The sequence below is a fragment of the Pseudomonas sp. Eqa60 genome (assembly GCF_018326405.1).
Taxonomy (GTDB): domain Bacteria; phylum Pseudomonadota; class Gammaproteobacteria; order Pseudomonadales; family Pseudomonadaceae; genus Aquipseudomonas; species Aquipseudomonas protegens.
Map to the genome: position 1 here is coordinate 2,645,326 of NZ_AP024342.1, position 22,621 is coordinate 2,667,946.

The 22,621-nt window shown below is 65.6% G+C and carries 27 protein-coding genes; 18 read left to right on the plus strand and 9 right to left on the minus strand.

Annotation, left to right across the window (positions count from 1 at the left end; translation table 11 throughout):
• Positions 1 to 28: 28 nt before the first annotated feature.
• Together glcC and KI242_RS12125 are read left to right on the plus strand one after the other, a co-directional pair.
• Complete coding sequence (glcC, locus tag KI242_RS12120; RefSeq protein ID WP_011060568.1) at positions 29 to 796, plus strand: transcriptional regulator GlcC; 768 nt, start codon at positions 29 to 31, stop codon at positions 794 to 796.
• A gap of 132 nt (positions 797 to 928) precedes the next feature.
• Complete coding sequence (locus KI242_RS12125) at positions 929 to 1,099, plus strand: hypothetical protein (RefSeq protein ID WP_015635060.1); 171 nt, start codon at positions 929 to 931, stop codon at positions 1,097 to 1,099.
• Positions 1,100 to 1,148: 49 nt separating this feature from the next.
• Here KI242_RS12125 and KI242_RS12130 read toward each other — a convergent pair whose 3' ends face one another.
• Positions 1,149 to 1,376, minus strand: coding sequence for a DUF6555 family protein (locus KI242_RS12130; protein WP_011060569.1), 228 nt, complete (start codon positions 1,374 to 1,376; stop codon positions 1,149 to 1,151).
• 224 nt (positions 1,377 to 1,600) lie between these two features.
• Here KI242_RS12130 and KI242_RS12135 point away from each other — a divergent pair, with 224 nt between their 5' ends.
• The 3 genes from KI242_RS12135 to KI242_RS12145 all read left to right on the plus strand — a co-directional run bounded on the left by KI242_RS12135 (position 1,601) and on the right by KI242_RS12145 (position 3,942).
• On the plus strand, positions 1,601 to 2,374 hold the full coding sequence (locus tag KI242_RS12135) for a helix-turn-helix transcriptional regulator (RefSeq protein ID WP_123473625.1): 774 nt from the start codon (positions 1,601 to 1,603) through the stop codon (positions 2,372 to 2,374).
• A gap of 396 nt (positions 2,375 to 2,770) precedes the next feature.
• Positions 2,771 to 2,944, plus strand: a complete 174-nt coding sequence (locus tag KI242_RS12140; RefSeq protein WP_015635062.1) for a DUF1427 family protein — start codon at positions 2,771 to 2,773, stop codon at positions 2,942 to 2,944.
• A 41-nt stretch (positions 2,945 to 2,985) separates the two neighbouring features.
• Positions 2,986 to 3,942: a zinc-binding alcohol dehydrogenase family protein gene (locus tag KI242_RS12145; RefSeq protein WP_011060572.1), complete on the plus strand. Its 957-nt coding sequence runs from the start codon at positions 2,986 to 2,988 to the stop codon at positions 3,940 to 3,942.
• Between the two features lie 104 nt (positions 3,943 to 4,046).
• Here KI242_RS12145 and KI242_RS12150 read toward each other — a convergent pair whose 3' ends face one another.
• Positions 4,047 to 5,075, minus strand: a complete 1,029-nt coding sequence (locus tag KI242_RS12150) for a purine nucleoside permease (protein ID WP_041117289.1) — start codon at positions 5,073 to 5,075, stop codon at positions 4,047 to 4,049.
• Between the two features lie 87 nt (positions 5,076 to 5,162).
• The gene (locus KI242_RS12155; RefSeq protein WP_015635066.1) at positions 5,163 to 6,119 is read right to left on the minus strand and encodes a nucleoside-specific channel-forming protein Tsx; all 957 of its coding nucleotides are present in this window, start codon (positions 6,117 to 6,119) and stop codon (positions 5,163 to 5,165) included.
• A gap of 262 nt (positions 6,120 to 6,381) precedes the next feature.
• Here KI242_RS12155 and KI242_RS12160 point away from each other — a divergent pair, with 262 nt between their 5' ends.
• Genes KI242_RS12160 through mnmH form a run of 3 tightly spaced genes read left to right on the plus strand, consistent with a single transcriptional unit; the run spans position 6,382 to position 8,964 of the window.
• Positions 6,382 to 6,783, plus strand: a complete 402-nt coding sequence (locus KI242_RS12160; protein WP_227454131.1) for a nuclear transport factor 2 family protein — start codon at positions 6,382 to 6,384, stop codon at positions 6,781 to 6,783.
• Positions 6,784 to 6,826: 43 nt separating this feature from the next.
• Positions 6,827 to 7,861, plus strand: a complete 1,035-nt coding sequence (gene selD, locus KI242_RS12165) for a selenide, water dikinase SelD (protein WP_015635068.1) — start codon at positions 6,827 to 6,829, stop codon at positions 7,859 to 7,861.
• Positions 7,861 to 8,964, plus strand: coding sequence for a tRNA 2-selenouridine(34) synthase MnmH (mnmH, locus tag KI242_RS12170; RefSeq protein ID WP_210456994.1), 1,104 nt, complete (start codon positions 7,861 to 7,863; stop codon positions 8,962 to 8,964). The genes selD and mnmH overlap by 1 nt, the downstream gene beginning before the upstream one ends.
• Positions 8,965 to 9,016: 52 nt before the next feature.
• On the opposite strand, the gene KI242_RS12175 is transcribed toward mnmH, so the two are convergent.
• From KI242_RS12175 to KI242_RS12195, 5 genes are all read right to left on the minus strand, one after another.
• Positions 9,017 to 9,358: a DUF3077 domain-containing protein gene (locus KI242_RS12175; RefSeq protein ID WP_053157594.1), complete on the minus strand. Its 342-nt coding sequence runs from the start codon at positions 9,356 to 9,358 to the stop codon at positions 9,017 to 9,019.
• A gap of 460 nt (positions 9,359 to 9,818) precedes the next feature.
• Positions 9,819 to 10,160 carry a type II toxin-antitoxin system HicB family antitoxin gene (locus KI242_RS12180; RefSeq protein WP_072451388.1) on the minus strand — a complete coding sequence of 114 codons (342 nt, stop codon included), beginning with the start codon at positions 10,158 to 10,160 and terminating at the stop codon, positions 9,819 to 9,821.
• A complete protein-coding gene (locus KI242_RS12185) occupies positions 10,157 to 10,408 on the minus strand; it encodes a type II toxin-antitoxin system HicA family toxin (protein WP_019094202.1) in 252 nt (83 codons plus the stop codon). Before KI242_RS12185 ends, KI242_RS12180 begins: the two co-directional genes overlap by 4 nt.
• Before the next feature lie 87 nt (positions 10,409 to 10,495).
• A complete protein-coding gene (locus KI242_RS12190) occupies positions 10,496 to 11,551 on the minus strand; it encodes a permease (protein WP_053157597.1) in 1,056 nt (351 codons plus the stop codon).
• Positions 11,552 to 11,965: 414 nt separating this feature from the next.
• Positions 11,966 to 12,742 carry an IclR family transcriptional regulator gene (locus KI242_RS12195; protein WP_019094200.1) on the minus strand — a complete coding sequence of 259 codons (777 nt, stop codon included), beginning with the start codon at positions 12,740 to 12,742 and terminating at the stop codon, positions 11,966 to 11,968.
• A gap of 171 nt (positions 12,743 to 12,913) precedes the next feature.
• Between KI242_RS12195 and KI242_RS12200 the strand changes: the two genes are divergently transcribed.
• Genes KI242_RS12200 through KI242_RS12215 form a run of 4 tightly spaced genes read left to right on the plus strand, consistent with a single transcriptional unit; the run spans position 12,914 to position 16,430 of the window.
• A complete protein-coding gene (locus KI242_RS12200; RefSeq protein WP_183000119.1) occupies positions 12,914 to 13,684 on the plus strand; it encodes an ABC transporter substrate-binding protein in 771 nt (256 codons plus the stop codon).
• A gap of 60 nt (positions 13,685 to 13,744) precedes the next feature.
• Positions 13,745 to 14,401, plus strand: coding sequence for an amino acid ABC transporter permease (locus tag KI242_RS12205; RefSeq protein WP_011060581.1), 657 nt, complete (start codon positions 13,745 to 13,747; stop codon positions 14,399 to 14,401).
• A complete protein-coding gene (locus tag KI242_RS12210) occupies positions 14,398 to 15,144 on the plus strand; it encodes an amino acid ABC transporter ATP-binding protein (protein ID WP_011060582.1) in 747 nt (248 codons plus the stop codon). Before KI242_RS12205 ends, KI242_RS12210 begins: the two co-directional genes overlap by 4 nt.
• Complete coding sequence (locus KI242_RS12215) at positions 15,141 to 16,430, plus strand: FAD-binding oxidoreductase (protein ID WP_212806194.1); 1,290 nt, start codon at positions 15,141 to 15,143, stop codon at positions 16,428 to 16,430. The genes KI242_RS12210 and KI242_RS12215 overlap by 4 nt, the downstream gene beginning before the upstream one ends.
• Here KI242_RS12215 and KI242_RS12220 read toward each other — a convergent pair whose 3' ends face one another.
• Positions 16,431 to 17,105: a histidine phosphatase family protein gene (locus KI242_RS12220; protein ID WP_174395031.1), complete on the minus strand. Its 675-nt coding sequence runs from the start codon at positions 17,103 to 17,105 to the stop codon at positions 16,431 to 16,433.
• Positions 17,106 to 17,332: 227 nt separating this feature from the next.
• On the opposite strand from KI242_RS12220, the gene KI242_RS12225 reads away from it, so the two are divergent.
• The 6 genes from KI242_RS12225 to KI242_RS12250 all read left to right on the plus strand — a co-directional run bounded on the left by KI242_RS12225 (position 17,333) and on the right by KI242_RS12250 (position 22,611).
• Positions 17,333 to 18,037, plus strand: coding sequence for a glutathione binding-like protein (locus tag KI242_RS12225; protein ID WP_011060585.1), 705 nt, complete (start codon positions 17,333 to 17,335; stop codon positions 18,035 to 18,037).
• Between the two features lie 217 nt (positions 18,038 to 18,254).
• Positions 18,255 to 19,157 carry a PhzF family phenazine biosynthesis protein gene (locus KI242_RS12230; protein ID WP_125063400.1) on the plus strand — a complete coding sequence of 301 codons (903 nt, stop codon included), beginning with the start codon at positions 18,255 to 18,257 and terminating at the stop codon, positions 19,155 to 19,157.
• Complete coding sequence (locus KI242_RS12235) at positions 19,154 to 19,750, plus strand: hypothetical protein (RefSeq protein ID WP_212806195.1); 597 nt, start codon at positions 19,154 to 19,156, stop codon at positions 19,748 to 19,750. The genes KI242_RS12230 and KI242_RS12235 overlap by 4 nt, the downstream gene beginning before the upstream one ends.
• 286 nt (positions 19,751 to 20,036) lie before the next feature.
• Positions 20,037 to 21,011 carry a porphobilinogen synthase gene (gene hemB, locus KI242_RS12240; RefSeq protein ID WP_015635078.1) on the plus strand — a complete coding sequence of 325 codons (975 nt, stop codon included), beginning with the start codon at positions 20,037 to 20,039 and terminating at the stop codon, positions 21,009 to 21,011.
• Positions 21,012 to 21,121: 110 nt separating this feature from the next.
• On the plus strand, positions 21,122 to 21,643 hold the full coding sequence (locus KI242_RS12245; RefSeq protein ID WP_015635079.1) for a sigma-70 family RNA polymerase sigma factor: 522 nt from the start codon (positions 21,122 to 21,124) through the stop codon (positions 21,641 to 21,643).
• The gene (locus KI242_RS12250; protein WP_212806196.1) at positions 21,640 to 22,611 is read left to right on the plus strand and encodes a FecR family protein; all 972 of its coding nucleotides are present in this window, start codon (positions 21,640 to 21,642) and stop codon (positions 22,609 to 22,611) included. The genes KI242_RS12245 and KI242_RS12250 overlap by 4 nt, the downstream gene beginning before the upstream one ends.
• Positions 22,612 to 22,621 lie beyond the last annotated feature (10 nt).

Here is a 22,621-nt window from a genome sequence, read left to right on the forward strand (position 1 = left end):
AGGGCTGGTCATACCAGTGGGAGGAAGCATGCAGGACACGCAAGCGGGGCGTCGGCCCCAGGTGGCGGACCTGGTCTGCGCACGGATCGAGCGGCTGATCGTCGACGGGGTATTCAAGACCGGCCAGTTGCTGCCCTCGGAACGGCGCCTGACGGCCAAGCTCGGGGTTTCGCGCACGGCCCTGCGCGAGGGCCTGAAACTGCTGCGGGCGCGGGGCATCATCGACACTCGACAGGGCCGCGGCTCCCAGGTGGCGCAACTGTCGGCCCCGGCGGCGCAGTCGCCGCTGATGCATCTGTTCAGCTCCCAGCCCCGCACCCTCTACGACCTGCTGGAAGTGCGCAGCCTGCTTGAAGGCGAGTCGGCGCGGCTGGCGGCCCTGCGCGGCACCGAAGCGGATTTCGTGCTGATCGAGCGCGCCTACCAGGCCCTGCTGCAGGCCCATGAACAGGCCCTGGAGCCCGCCGCCCTGGCGCGCCTGGACCACGCCTTTCACCTGGCGATCTGCGAGGCCTCGCACAACCCGGTGCTGGTGCAGACCCTGGGCTCGCTCACCGACCTGCTGCTGAACTCGGTGTTCGCCTCGGTCAACAACCTCTATCACCGCCCGGCGCCCAAGCGCCAGATCGACCGCCAGCATGCGCGGCTGTACAACGCAGTCACCGGGCGCCTGCCGGAACAAGCGCGCAAGGCGGCGGTGGCGCATATCCAGGGCATTGCCCGCAACCTCAGGGACATCGAGGACGAAGAACAGCGGCTGGTGCGCGCTACCTTGCGTTTGCAGGGCTGGGAGTGAGGGGCCGACCATCAGTCGCGTGCGCCCTGGCCGGGCGGTGCCTTGGCCTAACCTGTGGGGACTCGGCCCGAGCGGGGCGCTCGGTGAAGCACCCGCTCAAAGGCCCGAGCCTTGAACCCGAGGAGCCATGCCATGTCCACGCAAACCTGTGCCTGCCCGGCCTGCACCTGCAAGCTGGGCGCCCATGCCATCGTCCGTCACGGCAAGCACTACTGCTGCCAGGCGTGCGCCGACCATCACGCCCACGGCGAGCCTTGCGCTTCCACCGAAGGCTGCAAATGCGCCAAGGGCGCCCACGGCTGAGGGGGGATCGGCGGGTGGGGCCGTGCGGCTCCACCCGCGTTGCTGCGTCCTAGACCGAAGGGCGCCAGGTGACGTTTTCGATACCGAACTTTTCGGCCATGGGCTTGCTGGTCTTCTTCACCCGTTCGCGGCCGAAACGTCCTATCCGACCCACTCCAGCGTCGCAACTGGCCCAGTGCCAGGCCTCGGCGTTGTCCATCTTTTCCTGGCGGATGATGAAGGACTTGGGGGCGCCGTGGAGGGTGTATTCGATGACGAAAAGTTTTGCGTTGTTCATAAAGCCTTGGTTCCTCCCTGTGATCTTTTAGTGATCCTGGCGCGGCGGAAAAATTCACTCTGATTGTCCGCCCGGGCTACCGACGGTCATGGGCCGCCAGCCGCTCTATCCGAATGGATTCCCGAGCGGCGCCCAGGCCTTCATCCGGATGGGCGCGGCAGCGGTTGGCGGCGCCCCGGGCGGCTAGTTACCATGGGCGCCCGCCGACCTGCCGCGACCTTGCCATGGCCCTAGCCGCACCCCCCGACCTCAGCGACCCCGCGATCCCGGTGCAACCCCTGGCCCGCACCTATCCGCGGGGCTTGTTCATCGAGCCCCATGAACACGATTGGGGCCAGTTGCTCTACGCCTTGAGCGGGGTGATGTGGGTCGAGACGCCCCATGAAGCCCTGGTGGTGCCGCCCCAGCGCGCGGTGTGGTTGCCGCCGGGGGTGAGCCACGGGATTCGCGTGGTCAGCGACCTGCAGATGCGCAACATCTATTTGCGCCCGTCCCTGGCGGCGACCCTGGACCCCAGCGTCCAGGTGCTGCAGGTGGACAACTTGCTGCGCGAATTGATCGTGCGCCTGGTGGAACTCGACCCGCCGCAGCCGGAGTACTACGAGGCGCTGGTGGGGCTGGCCCTGCTGGAACTGCGCCGGGCTCGTCGCTCGCAATTGAAGATAGCCCTGCCGGACGCCTCCGACCGGCGCCTGGGCAGCCTGTGCCAGGCGGTGATGGCGGCGCCGTCCCTGGCCATCTCCTTTGAACAGCACGCCGATGCGGCGGGGGCCAGCGTGCGCACCCTGGCACGGCTGTTCAAGGAGCAGTTGGGCGTGGGCTTTGCCGAATGGCGGCGCCAGGTGCAACTGGCCACCGCTGCCGCGGAACTGATCCAGGGTGTACCGGTGAGCCGCATTGCCCGGGAGCTGGGTTATTCCCCCAGCAGCTTCAGCGACATGTTCCGCCGGGAACTGGGTGTCGCGCCTTCCCAGTACGCCAGCGCCAGCCAGGTGTAGCCGCTGCCGCAGGCTCGGGCCGCGTTCGGACGAACGGCTCCGCAGGAGACGCGGCAATCTCAAACCCGCCATAGGTTCGTCTGGATATCGCCAAGCAAGGCCCTTCGGTCCTTTTCGCAGCTTCGCAGGCTCAGCAGCGGCTACAGGGAGTGCCTGGCGTCGTGTAGCCGCTGCCGCAGGCTCGGGCCGCGTTCGGACGAACGGCTCCGCAGGAGACGTGAAGATCCGGAGAGCGCCGGATGTGCATCAGGCGGACGCCAGCCAAGCGACCGCCAGGGTTTCGGCCTTGGCCGAAATCCTGAAGCACTTGGCCGATGCCGCGGGACCGTGCCACCTAGACTGTGCCGCACACGCCACTTCACCCCGGCATGAGCCGCACGGCCTCTGGAGCGCAGCATGAACTACCTGATTTCCCTGGCCGCCGGCCTGTTGGTCGGCCTGCTTTACGGCGCCTTGCAGGTGCGTTCTCCGGCGCCGCCGGCAATCGCCCTGGTCGGCCTCTTGGGCATGCTCGGCGGTGAGCAGTTGTGGCCCCTGGGGCGCCAGTTGCTCGGCAGCTGGCTGTCCTGAACAGGCATTTTTCCTTTCTCCCCCGACTCATGGAACCGACGATGAAAGCACTGCAATTTTCCGCCACCGGCGACCTCGCGGCCCTGCACGTAGTGGACCTGCCCACCCCGGTGCCGGGTGCTGGCCAGGTGCTGGTGCGCATCAAGGCCGCGGGCCTCAACCCCAGTGATGTGAAGAACGTCCTCGGGCGCTTTCCCTACACCACACTGCCGCGGGTGCCCGGGCGGGACTTTGCCGGGGTGGTGGAGCAGGGGCCGGCGCAACTGCTGGGCCAGGAAGTCTGGGGCACCGGTAAGGAGCTGGGCTTCTTCGCCGACGGCAGCCATGCCCAGTACGTGGTGCTGTCCGCCCAGGGCGTGGCCCGCAAGCCACGGCACCTGAGCTTTGCCCAGGCCGCAAGCCTCGGGGTGCCCTACACCACGGCCTGGGATGCCCTGGAGCGCAGTGGCGTAGCCCGTGACACCCGGCTGCTGGTGATCGGCGGCGGCGCGGTGGCCTCGGCGGCCCTGGCCCTGGCCAAGGTGCGCGGCGCCCGGGTGCTGGCGGCGGCGCGCCGGGTGGAGCAGGTCCAGGCGCTTGAAGCCCAGGGCTACCCGACCTTGCACCTGCAACAGCCGGAAACCCTGGCGGCCCAGGTGGCCGAAGTCTATGCCGGCGGTGCCGAGGTGATCTTCGACACCACCGGCTTCTGGCTGCCGGCCTCGGTGCCGGCCCTGGCCACCTTTGGCCGCATCGCCATCATCGCCGCCCCGGTGGACGGCCATGTGCAACTGCCGGCCCTGGCGCTGTACCGCAAGGGTGGCTCGGTGGTGGGGATCAACTCGCTGTTGTATGGCGTAGAGGCGTGCGCGGCGATGCTGGAGCAGTTCGGCCGCTATTTCGATGAAGGCCTGCTGCCGCTGCCGGAAGGCCTGGTGGAATCGCCGCTGGAGCGGGGGCTGGAGCGTTATGCCGAAGTGAACCAGGGGCGCGGCGAAAAAATCATCCTCATCCCCTGAGCGCAGCGGCCATCCCTGCGTAGGAGCCCGCCTGCTGGCGAAGGGGCCCTGAGATCGCCTTCGCCGGCAAGCGGAACGCCGCCTGGCCGCTCCCGGGAGAGAAATCAGGTCTCGGGCACGCCCTTTTCCCAGGCCGACCAGTTGCCGAGGATGTCCTGCACCAGCGGATTGCCCGCCCGGTAGAGGTTTTCCAGGGCCGGGACAAAGCCGCCCTGGTCGGCGTACTTGAGCAGGTTGTCCACTTCGCTGGCCCCCGGGGCCGGGCGGTCGAAGTCGGAACCGGCGCGCACCACCGCCAGGCGCTGGATGTCCAGCAGGCCCTCGCGGCTGGCCCGCAGCAAGGCTTCGTAGGTGGAGTTGTCTTCCTGCTGGGTGGTGCAATAGGTGCCTTTGTTGTCGGTCAGCAAGCGGGTCCAGACCTCCGCCCGTTCGCTCAGGCGGGTGCCGGAAAACCAGGTATTGCCCGCCAGGGTGTCGCAACGGGTCACCACCGGTGGCTGGTTGGCCGGGGCCTTGGGGTATTTCAGGCGCCAGGCCGCCGACTCCTTGCTCTCGCTCAGGGCCACGTTGCGGCTCAGGGCGAAGGCCTTGGCCTGGAGCTTGGGGTTCAGCTCGAAGACTTCGGTCTTGTAGTCCAGGGGCGGTTTTTCGTTGGGGCCCTTGGTGTTGATCCCCAGGTAGCCGGTGGGCCAGCCCTCGGGCGCATCCCGGGAGTCGATTTCCCACTGGGTGCCGAACTCCACCAGGTAATGGGCCCAGGCGGCGGTGCCGATGGTGCCGTGCTGGGGGCTGATGCCGGCGATCCCGGCAATCAGGAAATAGCTCTTGCGCAGGTCGAATTTGGGCGACAGCGCCAGGGCCAGGGTCGACGCCGCGGCATTGGTCTGGCCCATGCCCGTAGTCAACAGGCACACCTCCCGGTCGTTGCAGCGAATCACCGGATACTCCGCCGCCAGCCCCGGCACGCGGATCTCGCGCTTGAGCTCCAGGCGCTCGATCCAGTGCTGCGCTTCCGGCGCGAACATGCTGATCAGCACCACCTTGGGCTTGATCGGTGCCTCACTGGCCCAGGCGCCGCTAGCCACCAGTGCACTCAAGCCCATTGCCCACGAAACCTTTTGAATCCCACGCATACAACCTCCATGACTGCCGTTAACCGGCGCTTATCCTGCCTGATCCAGGTTGCAACTCATCGCAACCGTTCTTGTCTTGTCGCTGCTTTAAAACTGATAGCCGACCCCGGCGTAATAGCCCCAGCCATTGGAGCGGGCACGGAACTCGCCATCACCGAAATTCAGCACGCTGCCATCCTCCCAGTTGCCGCCGTTGTGGAAGTAGCGGCCCACCAGGGTGAAGCGCAGGTGGGTGAAGGAATAGAGCAGCACGTTGGTGGCCACCGTGGCATTGGCGGTGCGCGCCGGGTTGTCCTTGTGCAGGTCGGAGCCGAAATCGAAATTGGTGAAGCCGATGTAGGTCAGCGAGGCGCCGTTGCTGAAGCTGTCGATGGGCACGATGTATTTCAGCTGGGCGCGGTAGCCGTCCCAGGAATATTCATTGCTGGCGCCGTAGTTTTCCCACTGGTAGCGGCCGTAGAAGTTGGCCGAGAGGTTGACCCGCGAATGGGTGTCGATGTCGGTGCCCAGGCCGCTGTACAGAGTGTTGGCGCGGTTGGCGGTGCGGCTGCCGTGGTCGTAGATCCAGTCGAAGGCCACGTACCACTCCTTGAACGGGCCGATGGCCAGGCTGCGGCCGGCCAGGTAGTCGATGGAGATTCGCGGCTCGTGCTCCATGAACAGCGGTGAGCCGTGATCCCAGATGCCCTTGTCGTGGCTGTTGCCGATGTCGAGGATCTTCGGCAGGTCGATGTAGCCGTACAGCTCGAAGGGGCCCTTGCGCCCGAAGTATTCGTATTCCAGGTAGATGTCGTCTGCCGGGCGCGGGCCGAAGCTGATGTCCTTGCTGCCGATGAGCATCAGGTCCTGGTTGTACCAGTCGGAGAGGTAGGCGCCCTGTTTGGCCGGTTGCACATCGGCGCTCAGGCTTTCGCCCTGGGCCGAGTCGTCCGCCGGGGCGGCGGGGGGCTGGGCGAAGGCGCTGGGTAGACCCGTAACGCCGGCCAGCCACAACGAAACAGCCAGGGTACGGCAGGACGCATGGCGTCGCAGAGGGTTGAGCATGGAAAGTCCCTGTTCTTGCAGTGTGAAGTCCCTTGTGCTCGACACTTCGAAAGAAGGCGGCGAACACCCACAAAATTACAACTCGCAAACGTTTGCATATGGCGTACCAACTTGAAACAGCGGCTTGCGACAAAGGCGTGAATGGCCGCGGGATTGGCGCTTGGGGCGGGGTGCGTGCCGATGGCGGGGAGGGCCGGGCGCTGCAGGCCTGGGCAATGCCCGCCCCCCAGGCCCGGCGCTGGTGCAGGCGCGCAATGCTAGAGTGCGCCACTTACCCGCCACCACCTCGGGAGTGACCATGGAGCTGTCCGACCACCTGCTGATGCTTGAACGCCAGTTGCAACAGGCCGAAGTGCGTACCGATCGCCAGGCGCTGGAGGCCTTGCTGGCCGATGACTTTCTTGAATTCGGCGTCAGCGGCGGGCGCTGGGACAAGGCCCAGGTGCTGGCCAGCCTGCCGCAGCAGGTGTTCATCGAACGGCGCATCAGCGAGTTCGCCGTGCAGTGCCTGGGGGCCGACCTGGCCCAGGTCACCTACCTGTGCCATAACGCCGCAGCGCCCGGGCGGGCGGCCAGCAGTGCCTGGCGCAGCTCGCTGTGGCGCTGCCAGGAGGGGCGCTGGCAGATGCTGTTCCATCAGGGCACGCCGCGGCCAAGTGCCTGAGGGCTCTGCTAGAATCCCCGTCCCAGACTTGACGAGGTGCCCCATGAGCGAGCCGATTCGCCTGACCCAGTACAGCCACGGAGCCGGTTGCGGCTGCAAGATTTCCCCCCAGGTACTGGAGGTGATCCTGGCCGGCAGCGGGGCGCAGAACCTCGACCCCAAGCTCTGGGTCGGCAATGCCTCGCGCGATGACGCGGCGGTGTACGCCATCGATGAAGAGCGCGGCGTGGTCTCCACCACCGACTTCTTCATGCCCATCGTCGACGACCCCTTCGACTTCGGCCGCATCGCCGCCACCAACGCCATCAGCGACATCTACGCCATGGGCGGCGACCCGCTGATGGCGATTGCCATTCTCGGCTGGCCGGTGAACGTGCTGGCCCCGGAAATCGCCCGTGAGGTGATCCGCGGCGGCCGCGCGGTGTGCGACGCGGCAGGCATTCCCCTGGCGGGCGGCCACTCAATCGACGCGCCGGAGCCGATCTTCGGCCTGGCGGTCACCGGGCTGGTGGAAAAGCGCTTCATGAAGCGCAACGACACCGCCACCGCCGGTTGCCTGCTGTACCTGACCAAGCCCCTGGGGATCGGCGTGCTCACCACCGCCGAGAAAAAGGGCAAGCTGCGCAGCGCCGACATCGGCCTGGCCCGGGACTGGATGTGCACCCTGAACAAGCCCGGCAGCCGTTTCGGCAAGCTCGAAGGGGTGACCGCGATGACCGACGTCACCGGTTTCGGACTGCTCGGGCACCTGGTGGAAATGGCCGACGGCAGTGGCCTGACCGCGCGCATTCACTACGACCGCGTACCGCGCCTGCCGGGGGTCGAATACTACCTGGACCAGGGCTGCGTGCCCGGTGGCACCTTGCGCAACTACAGCAGCTACGCCGACAAGGTCGGGCGGGTGCAGGAACTGCACAAGCGCGTGCTTTGCGACCCGCAGACCAGTGGCGGGCTGCTGGTGGCGGTAACCCCGCAAGGCAATGCCGAGTTCCTGGCCCTGGCGGCGGAACTGGGCCTGGAGCTGGCGCCGATTGGCGAGCTGGTAGAGCGACAGAGCCACGCGGTCGAGGTGTTCTGATGTCTCTGGACTGCACCGACTACCGCGAGATCTTCCTCAACGACCGGCCGATGATGGACACCCGCGCGCCGATCGAATTCACCAAGGGCGCCTTTCCCGGGGTGCTCAACCTGCCCCTGATGACCGACCAGGAACGCCAACGGGTCGGCACCTGCTACAAGCAGCAGGGCCAGCAGGCGGCCATCGTGCTCGGGCATCAACTGGTGTCCGGCGCGATCAAGGAGCAGCGCATCCAGGCCTGGGCGGATTTTGCCCGGGCCCATCCCGACGGCCTGCTGTACTGCTTCCGTGGCGGCCTGCGCTCGCAGATCGTCCAGCAATGGCTCAAGGACGAAGCGGGCATTGACTACCCGCGGGTTGGCGGCGGCTACAAGGCCATGCGTACCTTCCTTCTGGACACCACCGAACAGGCCCTGCAGCAGTGCGATTTCGTCCTGCTGGGGGGCATGACCGGCACCGGAAAGACCCAAGTGCTGGGCCAGCTGGACAACGCCCTGGACCTGGAAGGCCACGCCAACCACCGCGGCTCCAGCTTCGGCCGCCGCGCCACCGGACAGCCAAGCAACATCGACTTCGAAAACCGCCTGGCGGTGGACCTGCTGAAAAAGCGTGAGCGCGGCGTGCAGAGCTTTGTCCTGGAAGACGAAAACCGCATGATCGGCAGCTGCGCCTTGCCGCTGCCGCTGTACCAGAGCATGCAGGGCTTGCCCATGGTCTGGCTGGAGGACAGCCTGGCCAACCGGGTGCAAAGGATCCTCGACGACTACGTGGTCAACCTCTGCGCCGAGTTTGTGGCGGTGCATGGCGAACAGGGCTTCGCGCTGTTCGCCGAGCGCCTGCTGGAAAGCCTGAACAAGATCCACAAGCGCCTCGGTGGCGAGCGTCACCAGCGCCTGTTCCTGCTGATGGAAGCCGCGCTGGCGGAACAGGCCCGCAGCGGCGACGTGGAACGGCACCGGGCCTGGATCGAAGGCTTGCTGGGTGAATACTACGACCCGATGTACGCCTTCCAGCGCGAGAGCAAGGGCGCGCGGATCGAGTTCAGCGGCGAGCACGGCGCCGTGCTCGATTACCTGCGCCAGCGCCAGCCGCCATCGCGCTAGCGCTCAATAATCCGCGCGCTCGCAGCACCTGAGCGCGCGGTGTGCGCGGGCGTCAGCCGGCAGGGCGTGGACGGTCGAGCAAGGCCTCGACCACGGCCCGGGCCATTTCCACGGAATGCACCATGGACCAGATCAGGCCGCGTTCGATGCCGCTGGCGCGCTCGGTGATTTCATCGGACACCTCCTCGGCGCACTTGAGCAGCAGGGCGACGTGCCTCAAGGCCTCTTCGGCGTTGACTCCGGCTTGCACGCTGAACAGGGTATTGCCCAGGGCATCGCGCAGGCCGAACGGGCGTGCCTGGGTAGGTTTCAGTGCGCTGAGCAGGTTGGCGTTGGCGCGATCCAGTTCGGGGTCGCGCAGTGGGCGGGGTGGATCGGGGACGAGCTTTTTCATTGGGGTACCTACGACTCTAAGGTTAAGTAGAGCCGCCGGTCTCGCTTCCACACGAGAGGGTGGCAGCCGTGCGTGGGTGTGGAAGACCGGGGAGTCTTTTGGTACCCAAAACCCGGCGCACCCGAAGGTGCCCCACGCATGGCCGCCATAACACGTATCCGCAGGCGCAAAGCGTCGGCAGGCGCGTTGAAGCGTTGTACCTATGACCCTTCCGGACTTCCACATCCGAGTCGCTGATTGTGCAGCGACCGGGGGAGACTGCCTGACGAACACCAAGGGCACAAGCCGCTCAAAGGCGTTGGCGATTCTCTCGGACAAGCCTTACAAAACAAAGCGAAAACTCTGGTTTCGGGAGCGGCATTCCCTGACCAATGTGTTTCAAGACGATGCGGCGGGGCCTGTGGAAATTTCCATTGGAGGCCAGCATTTTATGAGTGCCTTGGCCTCCACGAGACACCAATCAGCCGTGATGTTGCAGGTATTCATTCAGGGCCTGACGAGTCAGATCGTTCAACGATACATTCTGCCGGGTGGCGGCCACGGCAGCCGCTAGATGAAGATCGTGGCCTACCCGAACGTTGAACGAGCCTTTGCAAGGGATTTCGGGTGCTGTACCCGATTGCTCACAGGTATCCAGATAGTCGTCTACTGCCTCTTTGAAGGCCGCTTCGAGTTCAGCCACGGTCTGCCCCTCATAGCTAACCAAGGCCCTTATGAACTGAAGTTTGCCAAAGAGGCAATTGTCCTCGGTACTGACCTCGATAGAGCCGTAATAGCCCTTGTGCTGCAGTAGGTTGTTCACGGTATGAGACCTCCCGATTTCAGTTGCTCGATCACTTGGCGGCGTATGTAGGCCTTCAGCTCATTACCGGGGTGCGGTTTGTGCAGGTTGATCATTGCGCCTGGATCACCATTGTCGAATTTTACCCGGCTGCCCGAGCCCTCCAACGGTGTGTAGCCCAGGCGCTTTAGGAGAGTGACCAGTTCCTGCCAGGAAAAGGTCCCTCGGTCGTTGAGTAACTTGGCGAGAAGCTTATCGTTCTTGGACACAGCATCCTCTTTTTTTTGCGACTAAATTTAGTTGCATGATTCAAGGGTGTCAATGTGAGTCACTTATAAGCTTCGACCACCAGGGCTCTACAACAACGCCGCACCAATCAACCCGCAGACAATCCCCACCAGCATGGTCAGCACGGCCACGGTCACCAGCACCCGGGCATCGAAATCCTTGCGCAGCATCAGCAGCGACGGCAGGCTGATGCTCGGCAGGGTCATCAGCAGGGCCACCGCAGGCCCGGTGCCCAGGCCCAGGGTCATCATGGTCTGGACGATGGGAATCTCTGCCGCCGTGGGGATCACGAACAGGGTCCCGGCGATCGCCAGCGGCACCAGCCACCACAGGCTGTCACCCATGGCACCGTCGATATGCGGAAACAGCCAGACCCGCGCCGCGCCCAGCACCAGTACCGCCAGCACGTAGATCGGAATGGTGCTCCAGAACAGTTGCCACAGGGTTTTGCCCCAGCGGCTGAGGAACGGCTGGTCGTTCACCGTGCTGGCTTCCACCACCGCATCCACCGCGGCTTCGGGCAGTTGCTCGGGGCCGGCGACACGCTGGGCCACCAAGGACACGCCTAACACCAGGACAATGCCCGCCACCAAGCGCAGGGCGGAAAAGCCCCAGCCCAGGACAAAGCCCATGAACACCAGGGTGGCCGGGTTGAGCACCGGGTTGGCGATCCAGAACGCCAGGGCCGCACCCACCGAAACCTTCTGCCGGCGCAGGCCAGCAGCCACCGGCGCGGCGCAGCAGGAACACATCATGCCCGGAAGGGCGAACAGCCCGCCGCGCAGGGTCGAGCCGAAGCCGGCACGGCCGAACAGGCGCAGCAGCCAATCCCGGGGAATCAGCACCTGCAGCAGGGAACCCAGGATCACCGCCAGCACCGCAGCCTTCCAGATGGCCAGGAAGTACACCTGGGAATAGGCCAGGGCGGCGCTCCAGGGCGAGCTCTGCTGATCGTTGAGGATCGAGGCGCCGATGCTGTGGCTGTCGGCGGCGACAAAGGCCTTGAGGTAGTAGGGCGACCACTTCACGTAATACAGGCCGATGGCGGCGACCAGCAGGAACAGCAGGGGTTTGCACCAGAACGCCCAGCCGCGGTTGGGCTGGGTGGAGGCGAGGTTGGACATGAAAGGTATTCCGCACGAAGACAATAAGCGCGAATTGTAGCCGCTGGCGCCGGCGCGCTGCGAACCGATCTCGTCCGGCCTTGCCTGGCGATCCCCCGTCGGGAGCTCATCGGCCTTGAGAACGCCGCGTCCCTACGGGCCGTTCGTCCGAACGCGGCCCGAGCCTGCGGCAGCGGCTACACCAATCTTGGATCGGCACTGGCCCTGTAGCCGCTGCCGAGCGTCAGCGAGGCTGCGCAAAGGCCCGCAGGGCCTTGCCTGGCGATCCCCCGTCGGAACTCTGTCGGCCTTGAGAGCGTCGCGTCCCTACGGGCCGTTCGTCCGAACGCGGCCCGAGCCTGCGGCAGCGGCTACACAAATCCCTGATCGGCACTGGCCCTGTAGCCGCTGCCGAGCGGCAGCGGGGAGCGATTTTCAGAGGGTGCGAATCGAGGTGCGGATGGCCCGGGCGCATTCGATCACCGAGGGCGCGAGTTTGCGTTCGGCTTCTTCCAGGGTCCAGCGGCTGCTGGGCACCACCACGTGCACCGCGGCCACCGGCAGGCCCTGGCTGCCGAGGATCGGCGCGGCAATGCTCATGTCCCCCAGGAACAGCTCTTCCGGGTTCAGGGCGTAGCCGCGACGCTGGGTGGCGTCGATCTCGCGCTGGATGTCCGCCAGTTCGGTCAGGGTGTGCCGGGTGTGGGCCTTGCGCTCGCTGGCTTCGAGAATCTGGGTGGCCTCGGCGGCGGGCAGGGCGCTGAGGTAGGCGCGGCCCGAGCCGGTGCAGTACATCGGGATACGACTGCCGATGGGCATGTGGATGGGGATGAACTTGGGCGCCACGAAGCGCGCTACATAGACCATGTCCAGGCCATCGGGCTCGGTGAGGTTGGTGGTTTCCCCGGTGACCTGGGCCAGCTCGGCGAGGAAGGGGTTGGCCACGTCCACCAGGGTGTCGGCTGCCAGGTAGTTGTAGCCGATCTCCATCACCCGCGGGGTCAGCTGGAAGCGCTTGGTCTGCGGGTGCTTACGCACGTAGCCCAGCTGTTCCAGGGTGTGGATCATGCGCTGCGCCGAGCTTTTGTTGATGTCGGCGGCCGTGGCGATTTCCGCCAGGTTCATGGTCCGTTGCGCGGCGTTGAAGGCCCGCAGCACCGCCAGGCCCTTCTCCAGTGACTGGTTGAAAAGGGAGTTGTTGTTATCGCTCATGACCAGTCCTTTCAGGTTATTTTGTGTTTTGAATATCGATATTCGATATTTATAAATCTCTTTACGATTTTTGTAAATTGTTTATAGTCGGGTTCATGCCTCCTGCCTTCCACACCAGAGGCTATCCATCACGGACTTCAAACAATAAAACCGTCCAATGGGAGATTCGCCATGCACACCCGCACTCGCGTCCTTGCACCCGCTGTTTTCGCATTCTGTTGCGCCCTTGGCCTGGGCCTTTCGGCGTCGGCCCAGGCCGAGCCGCTGTACAAGGTCGGGGCCACCGCCACCGGTATTCCCTTCACCTTCCTTGACGTCAAGAGCCAGAGCATCGAGGGCATGATGATCGATGCCGCCCGGGCCGTGGGCAAGGCCGGCGGTTTCGCCGTGGACATCCAGCAGACCACCTTCGCCGCACTGATCCCCTCTCTGACCTCGAACAAGATCGACATCATTTCCGCTGCCATGCTGCGCACCCCGGTGCGCGAGAAAGTGGTGCAGTACTCCGACCCGGTGTTCAGCTACGGCGAGGGCCTGATCGTCAAGGCCGACGACGCCAGCGACTACCGCCGCATGGAGGACCTGGCCGGGGAAACCGTCGGCGCCCAGGTCGGCACGGTGTTTATCGACGAGTTGAACAAGCGCGGGATCTTCAAGGAAGTGCGCGGCTACGACTCGATTCCCGATCTGATGCGCGACCTGGCCCTGGGGCGGATCAAGGCCGGTTTCGCCGACCGGCCGATCCTCGCCTACCAACTGGCCCAGGGCACCCAGAACAAGGTGCGGCTGGTCAAGGGCTACCAGCCGGTGGTCATGGGCGATGTCTGCCTGATCGTGCGCAAGGGCGATGCCCAGACCCTGGCCGAGGTCAATCGCGGGATCGCCGCGATCAAGGCCGACGGCACCCTGGAGCGCATCATCGAGCACTGGAAGCTCAACTGATCCAGTCGCGGCCCGGCGCCTGGCCCGGGTCCCTTTCCTGCTGATTAAACGGGTCTCTCCATGTTTCTCCAGAACGCTCTGGACTTCCTGCCCATTCTGTTGAAAGGCGCAGTGGTCACCCTGCAGGTCACCGTTGGCTCCTTCGTGCTCAGCTCGCTGATCGGCCTGGTCTTTGCCTTGATGATGGTGTCCAAGGTGCGCTCGGTGGCGTTGTTCGCCATCGGCGTGGTCAACGTCATTCGCGGGCTGCCGATCATCGTCCAGCTGTTTTACATCTACTTCGTGCTGCCGGATTTCGGCATCCAGCTCACCGCCATGCAGGCCGGGGTGATCGGCCTGGGCATCGCCTACTCGGCGTACCAGGCGGAAAACTTCCGCGCCGGTATCCAGGCCATCCACCAGGGGCAGATCGAGGCCGCCGAATCCATCGGCATGCGCGGGCCGATGATCATGCGCCGGGTGGTGCTGCCCCAGGCCCTGCGCATCGCCTTGCCGCCCTATGGCAACACCCTGGTGATGATGCTCAAGGACTCGTCCCTGGTGTCCACCATCACCGTGGCCGAAATGACCCGGGCCGGGCAGCTGATCGCTTCCTCGACCTTCGAGAACATGACCGTCTACACCTTGGTGGCCTTGCTCTACCTGGCCCTGAGCCTGCCGCTGTCCTTTGCCCTGCGCCGCCTGGAGGCGCGCATCAGCACCCGGAGAAAGCCATGATCCAGATCAAGGGCGTACACAAGAGCTTTGGCAACGTGGCGGTGCTCGAAGGCATCGACCTACAGGTGCACAGCGGTGAAGTGGTGTGCCTGATCGGGCCTTCCGGGTCCGGCAAGTCGACCCTGCTGCGCTGCATCAATGGCCTGGAAAGCTACGAGCAGGGCGACATCCTGGTGAGCGGGGCGCGGGTCGACCGGCAGGCCAAGAGCATCCATGAACTGCGTACCCGGGTGGCCATGGTGTTCCAGCGCTTCAACCTGTTTCCCCATCGCACGGCCTTGCAGAACGTCACCGAGGGGCCGATCTACGTCAAGAAACAGGACCCCCGGCAAGCACGCCTGCGGGCCGAGGCGCTGCTGGAAAAGGTCGGCCTGGCCCATCGCATGCACGCCTACCCGGACGAGCTCTCCGGCGGCCAGCAGCAACGGGTAGCCATTGCCCGGGCGCTGGCCATGGACCCGGAGGCGATTCTCTTCGACGAACCGACTTCGGCGCTGGACCCGGAACTGGTGGGTGAGGTGCTGGCGGTGATGCGCAAGCTGGCCGACGAGGGCATGACCATGATCGTGGTCACCCATGAAATGGGCTTTGCCCAGGACGTGGCAGACCAGGTGTGCTTCCTCCACAGCGGGCGCATCGTCGAGGCCGGCCCGGCCCGAACCGTGCTCAGTACCCCGAGCCACCCGCGCACCCAGGACTTCCTGCGGCGCTTGCTCAACCAGGGCGCGGAGGTGCAGGCATGAGCGCATCCGAGCCCCTGCGCATGCCGCCCTCGCTGTGGGCGGCCACGGCCATGCCGGCCGAGCACACCCCGGCACTGGCCGGGGACCGGGAGGTCGATGTGGCGATTGTCGGCGCCGGCTACACCGGGTTGGTGAGCGCCCTGCGCCTGGCCCAGAGCGGTGCCAGCGTCTGTGTGCTGGATGCCGGCGAGCCCGGCTGGGGCGCCTCCGGGCGCAACGGTGGGCAGGTGATCCCCGGGCTCAAGTTCGACCCCGAGCAACTGCTGGCCAAGTTCGGCCCGGTACAGGGCGAGGCGCTGGTCGATGCCGTGGGTGGCGCGGCCGATGAAGTGTTCGAGCTGATCAAGGAACACGGCATTCGCTGCGACGCCACCCGCAAGGGCTGGATCCAGCCGGCGTTTTCCGGCGCGGCGATGCACACCCTGGAGCAGCGCGCCGAGCAGTGGCGCCAGCGCGGCGTGGCCGTGGAGTTGCTGGACAAGGCCGCCGTGAGCCAGCGCATCGGCAGTTCGCAATACCTGGGCGGCTGGGTCGACCCGCGGGCCGGCAGCCTGCACCCGCTGAACTACGCCCGGGGCCTGGCCCGGGTGGCGATGGGGCTGGGGGTGAGCATTCACGGCCAGAGCCGGGTCCGGAAGCTGCAGCGCGATGGCGGGCGCTGGACCCTGGAGACCGACCGCGGCGCTCGGGTGCGTGCCTCGAAGGTACTGCTGGCGACCAATGGCTACACCGACGACTTGTGGCCGGGGTTGCGCCAGACGGTGATCGCCGCCAACAGTTTCATCATCGCCACCCGGCCGCTGCCTGCCGAGCTGCGCCAGAGCATCCTGCCGGGCGGCGAGGTGTGTTCCGATGCCCGGCGCCTGCTGCTGTATTTCAAGCAGGACGCCCAGGGGCGCCTGCTGCTGGGTGGGCGCGGGCCGTTTTCCGAGCCGCGCCGGGATGCCGACTGGAACCACCTGGAGCGTTCGTTGCTGAACCTGTTTCCGCAATTGGCGGGCGTCCCCATCGAGTATCGCTGGAGCGGGCGCGTGGCCCTGACCCCGAGTTTTCTGCCGCAGTTGCACGAGCCGGCGCCGGGGCTGTCGATCCTGCTGGGCTACAACGGGCGCGGCATTGCCTTGTCGACCCTGCTGGGCAGGCACCTGGCGGCGCGGCTGACGGGAGCGGGGCAGGGTTTTCCTTTCCCGGTCACGCCGTTGCGGCCGATTCCGCTGCACGGCCTGCAACGCCTCTACCTGGGGGCGGGGATTGCCTGGTACCGGTTGCTCGACGCCCTGGGCTGATCAGCTCGGGCAATCCTGCTCGCCGCCGTCCAGGCCCTGTTTGTAGCTCTGGCTGTGCAGGCTGGCCTTGCCGTTGCGCCAGGTCAGGGTCAGCACGTACAGCGAGTCGAAGTCGCTGGAGGCCCAGTCTTCGGTGATCGGCTGCTGTTCGCCCACGGCTTCTTCGGCGACCTTGTTGATCAGCTCCGGCAGGTAGCCGTGGGACCAGGCGGTGTAGATGATCGAGTTGTGGTAGCGGTCATGCAGCAGCTCGTCCGCCAGGTCGCTGGTGTCATTGGCGGCAAAGTCGATGTTCACCGGCAGGCCGAGCTTGATGGCGCTGGGGCTGATGGTCATCAGCGGGCGGATATAGCTGTAGGAGTTGTCCAGCTCGCCTTCCTCGACGTTGCGCGTGGGGTTGGCGGCGAACACGTACTGCGCCTTGCCGAATTTCTCCGGCAGCAGCGAGGCCAGGTCGATGGCCCGGTTCAGGCCCTGGCAGTTGAGCTGCCCGAGGCCGCCGGCGGGCTTTTCCGCGTGGCGCAGGAACACCAGGGTCTGGGTGCCGTCCACCGGTTGCGCGCGGCTGGCGCTGGATTCCAGGGACAGGCACAGGGCGCCGCCCAGCAACAGGGCCGGCAACGGCAGGTAGAGGCGGTGCTTGAAGTGGCGGGCAAGGCGGCGGGGCAGGTTCATGGTGCGGTCATTCTTCAAGTGCGATGCGTGAGGCTGACAAACCCGTGTTCCCTGTCGTTGCTCATGGCCTGATCGGGCCGTGGCTTATGAGTCCCTGAGCGGCTTTTGGTTCGATTGCAGGCAGCTTAAGCACTGCATGTTGCCGATTTAAGAAAACCCGGCGGATAATTCCCCGCCGTTGCCCATCCGTGGCGCCACCCCCCTTTGATTGAGACTGGAAGCCTGTCATGAGCGATCTTTCCGCCTTTGCCGTCACCCAGAAATGGCCTGCGCAATTCCCTGAGTGGATTCAGTTGTATTCCTTGCCGACCCCCAACGGGGTCAAGGTCTCGATCATGCTCGAAGAGATCGGCCTGCCCTACGAGGCGCATCGGGTCAGCTTCGAGACCCAGGACCAGATGACCCCGGAGTTCCTCAGTGTCAGCCCGAACAACAAGATCCCGGCGATTCTCGACCCCCACGGCCCGGGGGACCAGCCGCTGGCGCTGTTCGAGTCGGGGGCGATCCTGATCTACCTGGCGGACAAGAGCGGGCAACTGCTGGCCCAGGAGTCGGCGGCGCGTTATGAAACCATCCAGTGGCTGATGTTCCAGATGGGCGGCATCGGCCCGATGTTCGGGCAGGTGGGGTTCTTCAACAAGTTTGCCGGCAGGGAGTACGAGGACAAGCGGCCGCTGGAGCGCTACGTGAACGAGGCCAAGCGTCTGCTGGGGGTGCTGGACAAGCACCTGGGGGGGCGCGAGTGGATCATGGGCGAGCGCTATACCATTGCCGATATCGCGACCTTTCCGTGGATTCGCAATCTGATCGGGTTCTATGAGGCGGGTGAATTGGTGGGCATCGACAACTTCCCCGAGGTCAAGCGAGTGCTGGCCAAATTCGTGGCGCGCCCGGCGGTGATCCGCGGGTTGGAGATTCCCAAGGTTTCTTGACGCACGCACGCCCTTTAGCCGCTGCCGCAGGCTGTGCACGAGCGCGCAGCGGTGGCGGCGATCCCAAGAATGCCAGGGGTGTGTCTGGGGGCGCCCAGTCAGGGCCTGGGTACCGAACGCAGCCCGCTCTTTCGCAGCCTCGCCCTGGCTCGGCAGCGGCTACAGCCAACGTTGTGCCTCATAACGCTGGGCCTTATTAAGAAACAGGAATTTTTGCATGCCCCCCTTAAGTTTCAAGCAAGTCGATGTCTTCAGCTCGACTCCCCTCAAAGGCAACCCCTTGGCCGTGGTATTCAACGCCGACGAGCTCAGCACCGAGCGCATGGCCACCTTCGCCAACTGGACCAACCTCAGCGAAACCACCTTTCTGCTCCAGCCCCGCGATCCCCGGGCCGACTACCGCCTGCGGATCTTCACCACCACCCAGGAATTGCCCTTCGCCGGTCACCCGACCCTGGGCAGTTGCCACGCCTGGCTCGAAGCCGGCGGCGTGCCCCGGGGCGAGGAGATCATCCAGGAGTGCGAAGTGGGCCTGGTGCGCATCCGCCGCCAGGGCGATCAGTTGGCCTTTCTCGCGCCGCCGCTGCTCAAGGCCGGCCCGGTGGAGCCCCAGGTGCTGGAGCAGGTGCGCCGTGGCCTGCGCCTTACGCCCGGGGACATCGTGCAGGCGCAGTGGGTCGACAACGGCGCCGGCTGGCTGGCGGTGATGCTCGGCGAACGCCAGCAGGTGCTGGACCTGCAACCGGACTACCCGGCGCTGATCGGTCTGGCGGTCGGGGTGATCGCGCCCTGTGACCCCGAGCGTGATGACAGCGACGCGCAGTTCGAGGTACGGGCCTTTATCGCCGGTGATGGCATGCCCGAAGACCCGGCCACCGGCAGCCTCAATGCCGGCATCGCCCAGTGGTTGCTGGGCGCGGGGCTGGCACCGGCTCGCTACCGGGTCAGCCAGGGCCTGAGTATGGGGCGGGCAGGGCGGATTGACGTGGAACAGATCGGCGACGAAATCTGGATCGGCGGCACGGTGCGAACCTGCATTGAGGGACACCTGCGGCTTCTCCAAACCAGTGAGCAAGCGTGCGGGAATACACCTTCGCCCACTGGACCGAGGCATCCATGAGCGCGCTGGCGCCTGGCGATTTTGCAGGCACCGCCACGCACAAGCCGGCACGGCTCCTGTGCGCCTGGGCCCAGGTTGTTTCCTGTAAGGGCGGGATGCTGCGGGCAGGCCTGCTGGGTTTGCTGGCGCTTGATCCACTGCTTTGCATTGCACAAACCACGGCGGTCAAACAACCGCCCGGCCCGGCAACCTTGCCTGGTAATACACCGGGGAGCGAATCCGCGGCATCCGCCAGCGTGGCGGCCACGCCAGGGGACAACGGCGTGGCGGTGAATGCCACGTGCAACCTGCCGGTCAAGCCATCAGCCGGCAAAGTCGTGGAGATATATTGGACCCAGGGCCCGGAAAATCGTCGCGTGGTGGGCCGCGAGGCTGACCATTACGTCGATCTCAATCTGATCGTTCGAACTGTGGGTTACCGGCCTGGCGAGTGCATCGAAGCGACGATTCAGTCCGAAAACGCTGCCGATGAAATTGCCGACAGGATCAAGAAGATCGTGCTCAGGGGAAAGGTTGACGATACCGGCATGGCCTACTTCAAAACGCCTCTGAAGGACTACACCCTCAATTTGCAGGGCAGCGAGCCGCCGTAGTGTGCACACCCGTGCGGGAGCCAGGAGCTGCTGCAAGCGGCCAACCGCCGGATTTGTCGCACGCAGGTTTTTCAATGGCGGCTGCCGCTGTTGCGTCAGATGGTCGCAGGCTGGCCGCGTCGAGTGACCGATACCCCTTGGATCGCGGGGCCTCAAGGGCATTGTTACGGCTTGGGCAAGACTCTCTTGAGCCGTGCGGGTTTGTACCGGGGCGGCTGCGGGCATAAGCTTTCAGCCTTTTTTCGCCATAGCTCGTGTTGTTTCGCGCTCAGCCTTAGGAAAAATCATGTCCAGCCAGTTCCCAGAAGCCCGTCCGCGTCGCCTGCGTCGCTCCGAACAACTGCGCAGCCTGTTCCAGGAAACCGAATTCACCCTCAACGACCTGGTGCTGCCGATTTTCGTCGAGGAAGAAATCGACGATTTCGTGCCGATCAAGAGCATGCCCGGGGTGATGCGCATTCCCGAATCCAGGTTGGCCGGCGAGATCGAGCGCTACGCCCGCGCCGGGATCAAGTCGGTGATGACCTTCGGCGTCTCCCACCACCTGGACTGCGACGGCAGCGATACCTGGAAGGAAAACGGCCTGGTGTCGCGCATGTCGCGCATCGCCAAGGATGCGGTGCCGGAGATGATCGTGATGTCCGACACCTGCTTCTGCGAATACACCGATCACGGCCACTGTGGCGTGATGCACGGCCATGAAGTGGACAACGACCAGACCCTGCTCAACCTCGGCAAGCAGGCGGTGGCCGCGGCCCGTGCCGGCGCCGATGTGATCGCGCCGTCGGCGGCCATGGACGGTCAGGTCCAGGCCATCCGCCGCGCCCTGGACGCCGCCGGCTTCACCCAGACGCCGATCATGGCCTATTCCACCAAGTTCGCCTCGGCGCTCTATGGCCCGTTCCGTGAAGCCGGCGGCAGCGCGCTCAAGGGCGATCGCAAGAGCTACCAGATGAACCCGATGAACCGCCGCGAAGCGGTGCGCGAGTCCTTGCTGGACGAGCAGGAAGGCGCCGACTCGCTGATGGTCAAGCCCGCCGGGGCCTACCTGGACATCATCCGCGACATCCGCGAGGCTTCGCGCCTGCCGGTGGCGGCGTACCAGGTCAGCGGCGAGTACGCGATGATCAAGTTCGGCGCCCAGGCCGGCGCCATCGACGAGCAGCGAGTGGTGCGCGAAACCCTGGGTTCGATCAAGCGCGCCGGCGCCGATCTGATCTTCACCTACTTCGCCATGGACCTGGCCCTGGCCGGGATCTGATTAGGCCCCGCAGTACTGCCACGAACGTCGCCCGGCGTTCGTGGCTATTGCCAAGACTTCCGCCTCTACATGACAATGCGATTCATTATCAAATATGAATCCTTACTGTCATGCCCGCCGACGACTTATCCCTGCGCTGTGCCGTCACCGACCTCTACACCCATCACCATGGCTGGCTGCAGGGCTGGTTGCGCCAGCGCCTGGGCAACGCCTTCGATGCCGCCGACCTGGCCCAGGACACCTTCGTGCGGGTGCTCAAGGCGCGCAACGCAGTGGAGATCCGTGAGCCGCGGCCCTACCTGTCGCGCATTGCCCGGGGCCTGCTGATCGATCTGTTTCGCCGGCGTTCCCTGGAGCAGGCCTACCTCGAAGCCCTGGCGCTGGTGCCCGAGGGCGAGCACCCGTCGCCGGAGGAGCAGAGCGTGCTGTTCCAGGCACTGATGGAAATCGACCGGCTGCTGGATGGCCTGGGGCCCAAGGTGAAACAGGCTTTCCTGCTGTCCCAGTGCGACGGCCTGACCTACGAGCAGATCGCCGAGCGCCTGCAGATTTCCGTGCGCAGCGTGAGCAACTACATGGCCAAGGCCATGGAGCATTGCTGCCTGATGCAGATGCGGATGCAGCTGTCATGAGTTTCGCCGGCCTGCAACTGAGCGTCGGCGAGCGCCAGGCCATCAGCGGCGCGGCACGCTGGTACGCGCAATTGCGCTCCGGCAGCGCCAGCGAGCAGGAGCAGGCCGCCTGGCGCGAATGGCTGGCCGCCGACCCCTTGCACCGCCAGGCGTGGGAACGCATGCAGCAACTGGGCGAGCAGATGTCGGCGCTGCCCGGCGGCCTGGCCGGTTCCACCTTGCGCGGGGCAGGGCGCTCGCGCCGCGAGCTGATGCGCAACCTGGTGGTGCTGGCCTCGGCCGGTTCCCTGGGCTGGCTGGGCTGGCGCAGCGACAGCGCCCAGCAACTGCTGGCGGACTACCGGACCCGGATCGGCGAGCGCCGGCAAGTGCGCCTGGCGGACGGCACTTCGCTGCTGCTCAATACCAACACCTCGATCAACGTGCAGTTCGACAGCCAGCAACGCAAGGTGCAGCTGTTGTGGGGCGAGATGCTGGTCAGCACCGCTGCCGATCCCTTGCAGCGGCCGTTCCGGGTCTTCACCCGGGACGCCGAGGTGCTGGCCCTGGGCACTCGCTTCGTGCTGCGCAGCGATGAGCGTGAGGAGCAGGTGGCGGTGCTGGAGCACGCGGTGCAGGTCAGCCTGGGCGCAGGCCTTGCGCCGCGTCGGGTCGAGGCCGGCCAGCAACTGGCGTTCAGCGCCGGGGGCTTTGCCGCGCTGCGGCCCAACGATGCCGCGGTGGGTGCCTGGCGCCAGGGCAGCATCATCGCCATCGACCTGCCCCTGGGGGAATTGCTGGCCGACCTGTCGCGCTACCGCCGCGGGGTTGTGCAGTGCGATCCGCAGATTGCCGGGCTGAAGATCTCCGGGGCCTTCCCCATCGATGACACCGACCGCGCCCTGGCGGCGCTGGAAAGCGGTTTCTCCCTGCAGATCAAGCGCTACACCCGCTACTGGGTACGGGTTTCCGATAGCCGCGTGGGTTGAATCCGCGGGG

Bases quoted from the DNA above. Each gene is read 5' to 3' on its own strand.
- glcC (WP_011060568.1), top strand. From the start codon at position 29: ATGCAGGACACGCAAGCGGGGCGTCGGCCCCAGGTGGCGGACCTGGTC.
- KI242_RS12125 (WP_015635060.1), top strand. From the start codon at position 929: ATGTCCACGCAAACCTGTGCCTGCCCGGCCTGCACCTGCAAGCTGGGC.
- KI242_RS12130 (WP_011060569.1), bottom strand. From the start codon at position 1,376: ATGAACAACGCAAAACTTTTCGTCATCGAATACACCCTCCACGGCGCC.
- KI242_RS12135 (WP_123473625.1), top strand. From the start codon at position 1,601: ATGGCCCTAGCCGCACCCCCCGACCTCAGCGACCCCGCGATCCCGGTG.
- KI242_RS12140 (WP_015635062.1), top strand. From the start codon at position 2,771: ATGAACTACCTGATTTCCCTGGCCGCCGGCCTGTTGGTCGGCCTGCTT.
- KI242_RS12145 (WP_011060572.1), top strand. From the start codon at position 2,986: ATGAAAGCACTGCAATTTTCCGCCACCGGCGACCTCGCGGCCCTGCAC.
- KI242_RS12150 (WP_041117289.1), bottom strand. From the start codon at position 5,075: ATGCGTGGGATTCAAAAGGTTTCGTGGGCAATGGGCTTGAGTGCACTG.
- KI242_RS12155 (WP_015635066.1), bottom strand. From the start codon at position 6,119: ATGCTCAACCCTCTGCGACGCCATGCGTCCTGCCGTACCCTGGCTGTT.
- selD (WP_015635068.1), top strand. From the start codon at position 6,827: ATGAGCGAGCCGATTCGCCTGACCCAGTACAGCCACGGAGCCGGTTGC.
- mnmH (WP_210456994.1), top strand. From the start codon at position 7,861: ATGTCTCTGGACTGCACCGACTACCGCGAGATCTTCCTCAACGACCGG.
- KI242_RS12175 (WP_053157594.1), bottom strand. From the start codon at position 9,358: ATGAAAAAGCTCGTCCCCGATCCACCCCGCCCACTGCGCGACCCCGAA.
- KI242_RS12190 (WP_053157597.1), bottom strand. From the start codon at position 11,551: ATGTCCAACCTCGCCTCCACCCAGCCCAACCGCGGCTGGGCGTTCTGG.
- KI242_RS12195 (WP_019094200.1), bottom strand. From the start codon at position 12,742: ATGAGCGATAACAACAACTCCCTTTTCAACCAGTCACTGGAGAAGGGC.
- KI242_RS12200 (WP_183000119.1), top strand. From the start codon at position 12,914: ATGCACACCCGCACTCGCGTCCTTGCACCCGCTGTTTTCGCATTCTGT.
- KI242_RS12205 (WP_011060581.1), top strand. From the start codon at position 13,745: ATGTTTCTCCAGAACGCTCTGGACTTCCTGCCCATTCTGTTGAAAGGC.
- KI242_RS12210 (WP_011060582.1), top strand. From the start codon at position 14,398: ATGATCCAGATCAAGGGCGTACACAAGAGCTTTGGCAACGTGGCGGTG.
- KI242_RS12215 (WP_212806194.1), top strand. From the start codon at position 15,141: ATGAGCGCATCCGAGCCCCTGCGCATGCCGCCCTCGCTGTGGGCGGCC.
- KI242_RS12220 (WP_174395031.1), bottom strand. From the start codon at position 17,105: ATGAACCTGCCCCGCCGCCTTGCCCGCCACTTCAAGCACCGCCTCTAC.
- KI242_RS12225 (WP_011060585.1), top strand. From the start codon at position 17,333: ATGAGCGATCTTTCCGCCTTTGCCGTCACCCAGAAATGGCCTGCGCAA.
- KI242_RS12230 (WP_125063400.1), top strand. From the start codon at position 18,255: ATGCCCCCCTTAAGTTTCAAGCAAGTCGATGTCTTCAGCTCGACTCCC.
- KI242_RS12235 (WP_212806195.1), top strand. From the start codon at position 19,154: ATGAGCGCGCTGGCGCCTGGCGATTTTGCAGGCACCGCCACGCACAAG.
- hemB (WP_015635078.1), top strand. From the start codon at position 20,037: ATGTCCAGCCAGTTCCCAGAAGCCCGTCCGCGTCGCCTGCGTCGCTCC.
- KI242_RS12245 (WP_015635079.1), top strand. From the start codon at position 21,122: ATGCCCGCCGACGACTTATCCCTGCGCTGTGCCGTCACCGACCTCTAC.
- KI242_RS12250 (WP_212806196.1), top strand. From the start codon at position 21,640: ATGAGTTTCGCCGGCCTGCAACTGAGCGTCGGCGAGCGCCAGGCCATC.